Origin of the sequence: Seonamhaeicola algicola (assembly GCF_007997385.1) — a bacterium.
Lineage (GTDB): Bacteria > Bacteroidota > Bacteroidia > Flavobacteriales > Flavobacteriaceae > Seonamhaeicola > Seonamhaeicola algicola.
This window is the reverse complement of record NZ_VOSC01000018.1, coordinates 1-4,149: the sequence shown is the minus strand read 5'-3', so window position 1 is coordinate 4,149 and position 4,149 is coordinate 1. Positions and strand designations below refer to the sequence as shown.

Here is a 4,149-nt window from a genome sequence, read left to right as displayed (position 1 = left end):
AGCATTTAATGCTAAATTGGTAGAAGAAGTCTATGAAGGTAAACATCAAATGCAAACCGCATAATAGATATAAATATAAAATGAAAAAGCAGGATTAAATCCTGCTTTTTTTATGTGTTTAAATTAAGTTATTGTACTTGAATATCTTCATGCAATAAAATAATGTCTTTAGAAACAAATGTTTTAAAGTCATCTTCAGCTGGGTGTCCTTCAAAAGGTGCATAGAAATGATTTTTGGTAGCATTGCGCCAAATTAACGCGTATGTTATACTGCTACTTTTTATACCTTTATACAATTGCTGTGTCCACCAATCAGGTTCAGTAACATTTTCTAATCCTGTTTCAGTAAACGCAAAAAGCATGTGTTTTTCCTTAGCAATTGTTTCAACAATATCTAAATTTCTAATGACATTGTTTACAAAATTATTGTTTTTATGGTCGTAAATATCAATACCAAGTATATCCACGTATGCATCACCTGGATAATTTTTTAAATATTCTGAAGCGTTTCTAACTACATTTGGAGAATATATGTAAAGCACATTGTGTACATTGTATGTGTTAGAAAGTATACTTACAGTGTCTCTGTAAAGTTGTTTATAGGCTTCGGTAGACCTTAAACCTTCGCCCCAAAAAAAGAAGTTTCCATTCATTTCATGCCAAGGGCGAAATAGTACAGGTATTGGGTTGCCGTTTTCATCTTTTAAGCTATTTAAAAAAAATGCAATGCGTTCTAAATAAAGTAAAAAAGTGGGTCTTAAGCTGCCGCCTTCAAGCATTTCATTAACAGCCCTAGTGGTATCAAAAGAGTTTTGTTTTGTAACTGGGTTTGCGGCATGCCAACTTAAAGATATTATGCTACCATTTTTATATGCTTTGGTAATTAAAGACTTTCTAAAATCTTGTACATTTGGGTTAGGTATTAGTGGGTTTTCTAGTTCTATTCTTTCAAGATCAAAACCTATAACAGCAGGCCAATCTCCAGCTACTCTACTAAAATCGCTTTCAAGAGAATTAAAATCAAAGAAATTAACGCCGCCTCCAATGGCCTCTTGTTGTCCAAAAGCAATACCTTTTTGGGTGATTAGCTGTAGTTTTAAGTGCAAGTCTTTGGCTTCTTGAACTAGGTTTGGGTCTGCAAAAAGTACATTATTATTAAGCTCTTGAGGTGTTCTTGTTTCATTAGGATTAAAAAGGTCTATGGCTTCAGGTTGGCAACTAAATAAAAAAAAGACACTAGTGCATATTTTTACAAAAATATGTTTCATAATTACTCAAGCAGTTTTTGTATGCTGTATAAGTGTCGATAAATAATATAAAAACTTACTAAATTTAACGTTTAGCATATTTAGTAGCCATAATACTGGTGGCCAAAATTTGAAATGCATGAAATAGCATTACAGGAAGTAAAATTATGCCTAAAAAAGAGGCGTTTTGAAATAGTATTTTAGAAAAAACTGTACCGTGAACTAATGATTTTTTTGTGCCACAAAACTGCGCTGTTATACGGTCTTCAATAGAAAAGTGGAGCGTTTTTGAAATGAATTTAATGACTTGAAAAACAATAAAAAATAACGCAACAGAAACGCATAAAATAAGTAGTAATTCTATAATTGTAAGATTGTTAAAAATCCCATCAATGAATGATTTAGAGAAACTTTTGTAAATTATTATTAAAATAATGCTCTTATCAAACAGTGTAAGGTAGTTTTTGTGTTTTTGGGCAAATGCGCCTAAGTATTTATTAAAAATGAGGCCCAAAAAAACAGGAGCCAAAATTTCTAAAAGTAGTTTTTGGTAAACCTCGGTGAGGTTATAATCTGTACTGGTATTGTTTAAAAATAATCCCATCCAAATAGGAGTAATTACTATACCTATTAAACCAGAAATACTAGCGTTAAAAATAGCGGCAGGTATATTGCCTTTTGCAATAGAAACCATTACTACAGATGATGATACTGTTGAAGGTAAAGCAGCTAAAAACAAAAAGGCTAACCATAAGTTTTTTGATGTTTCGGGTATTACAGGTAAAGCACAAAGCACAACTAAAGGAAACACTAAAAAAGTACTCGCTTGAATTAGTAAATGTAATTTCCAGTTTTTTAAACCCTCTTTTATTTGTGTTAAATTTAACTTGAGTCCGTAGAAAAAGAAAATTAAAGAAACCCCAATACTAGAAATAGTATTTAAAGGTAATACGTTAATAGCTTCAGGATATAAATACGCTACCGCCACTGCTATAATAATAGCAATTACAAATTTGTCAAGTTTCATTTAGTAAACATTCAAATTTAATGCGCTTCTAGCCAATTGTTGCCAGTATCAATTTCAACATCTAACGGAACTGCTAGTTTATAAGCATTTTCCATTTCGGTTTTAATTAAGGTTGAAATGGTTTCTAGTTCTGGTTTGTAAACATCAAAAACCAATTCATCATGTACTTGCAGTAGCATTTTTGTTTTGTAATTGCCAGCTTCAAGTTTCTTGTAAATGGCAATCATAGCGAGTTTAATGATGTCGGCTGCACTACCTTGAATTGGTGCATTTACCGCATTTCGTTCTGCTGCACCACGAACAACCGCATTTCTAGAATTAATATCTTTTAAATATCTGCGTCTACCTAAAACCGTTTGCACATAACCATGGTCACGAGCAAAATCTACTTGTTTACTGATGTAGTTTTTTAGCTTCGGATAAGTTTCGTAATACGTGTCGATTAACTCTTTGGCTTCACTACGAGATAAATTAGTTTGATTGCTTAATCCGAAAGCTGAAACACCATAAATAATACCGAAATTTACAGTTTTAGCGTTGCTACGTTGTTCGCGCGTAACGTCTTCAATAGCCACATTAAACACTTTTGCAGCGGTTGAAGCGTGAATATCTTCACCGTTGTTAAAGGCTTCAATCATGGTTTCTTCTTCGCTTAAGGCTGCGATAATGCGTAATTCAATTTGAGAATAATCGGCAGCTAAAAGCGTGTAATCTTCGCTTCGCGGAATAAACGCCTTTCGCACTTGACGACCGCGCTCGGTACGAATAGGAATGTTTTGTAAGTTCGGGTTGTTACTACTTAAACGACCAGTAGCGGCAACGGTTTGCATATAATCGGTGTGAACGCGTCCTGTGGCTTCTTCAACCTGAAGCGGTAACGCATCAACATACGTGCTTTTAAGTTTGCTTAAACCTCTAAAATCAAGAATGTTTTGAATGATTTCGTGGTCTTTAGCCAAATAACTCAAGACATCTTCTGCAGTAGAATATTGCCTAGTTTTGGTCTTTTTTGGCTTGTCAACCAATTTCATTTTTTCAAACAAAATAATACCCAATTGTTTAGGAGATGCAATGTTGAATTCTTCGCCAGCAGCTTCGTAAATGCGCTTTTCAAGTGTGGCAATGTCGTTGTTTAGTTGCTCTGCTAATGACGCTAAAAAGTCTTTGTCAAGGTTAATACCTTCCAATTCCATAGCCGCTAAAACGCGCAGTAACGGAATTTCAATATCATCAAACAAGGTTTGGGTATTGGCTTCGCCTAATTCGTTTTGAAAATGTTCTTTTAATTGTAGGGTGATGTCGGCATCTTCAACAGCATATTCGGTTTGTTTATCTAAAGGAACGTCGCGCATTGAAAGCTGATTTTTTCCTTTTTTACCAATTAACGTTTCAATAGAAATTGGTGTGTAATTCAAATAGGTTTCTGCCAAAACATCCATATTGTGACGCATATCTGGATTAATAAGGTAATGTGCTAACATGGTATCGAACAGTTTGCCTTTTACCTCGATGTTGTATTTGGCTAAAACTTTAATATCGTATTTTAAATTCTGACCAATTTTTTCAATGGTTTCACTTTCAAAAAACGGACGCAATTCCTCGATTAAATCTTGTGCTTCGGTTTTGTCTTCAGGAAATGGCAAGTAGAAGCCTTTGCCAACTTCCCATGAAAATGCAATGCCAACCAATTCGGCAGTTAACGGATTTAAACCTGTGGTTTCGGTATCAAAACAAACCGAAGTTTGGTTCATTAAATTTTTAATGAAGAGTTTTGTTGCCATACCAGAAGCGACGCTTTGGTAAAAATGGCTTGTGTTTTCTGCGGTTTTTCGGGTATGCGATGCTGAACTTGTTTCAGTATCTGCCTCATTAACA

Annotated in this window: 3 protein-coding genes; all 3 read right to left on the bottom strand. The window is 34.3% G+C overall.

Annotated elements, in window-relative coordinates:
• Positions 1-128: 128 nt before the first annotated feature.
• A complete protein-coding gene (locus FUA26_RS05450; protein ID WP_147132702.1) occupies positions 129-1,268 on the bottom strand; it encodes a glycoside hydrolase family 26 protein in 1,140 nt (379 codons plus the stop codon).
• Between the two features lie 64 nt (positions 1,269-1,332).
• Complete coding sequence (locus FUA26_RS05445) at positions 1,333-2,274, bottom strand: bile acid:sodium symporter family protein (protein WP_147132699.1); 942 nt, start codon at positions 2,272-2,274, stop codon at positions 1,333-1,335.
• A gap of 17 nt (positions 2,275-2,291) precedes the next feature.
• Positions 2,292-4,149 (bottom strand): DNA polymerase I (gene polA / locus FUA26_RS05440; protein WP_147132695.1); only part of this gene is annotated, 1,858 nt, incomplete at its 5' end.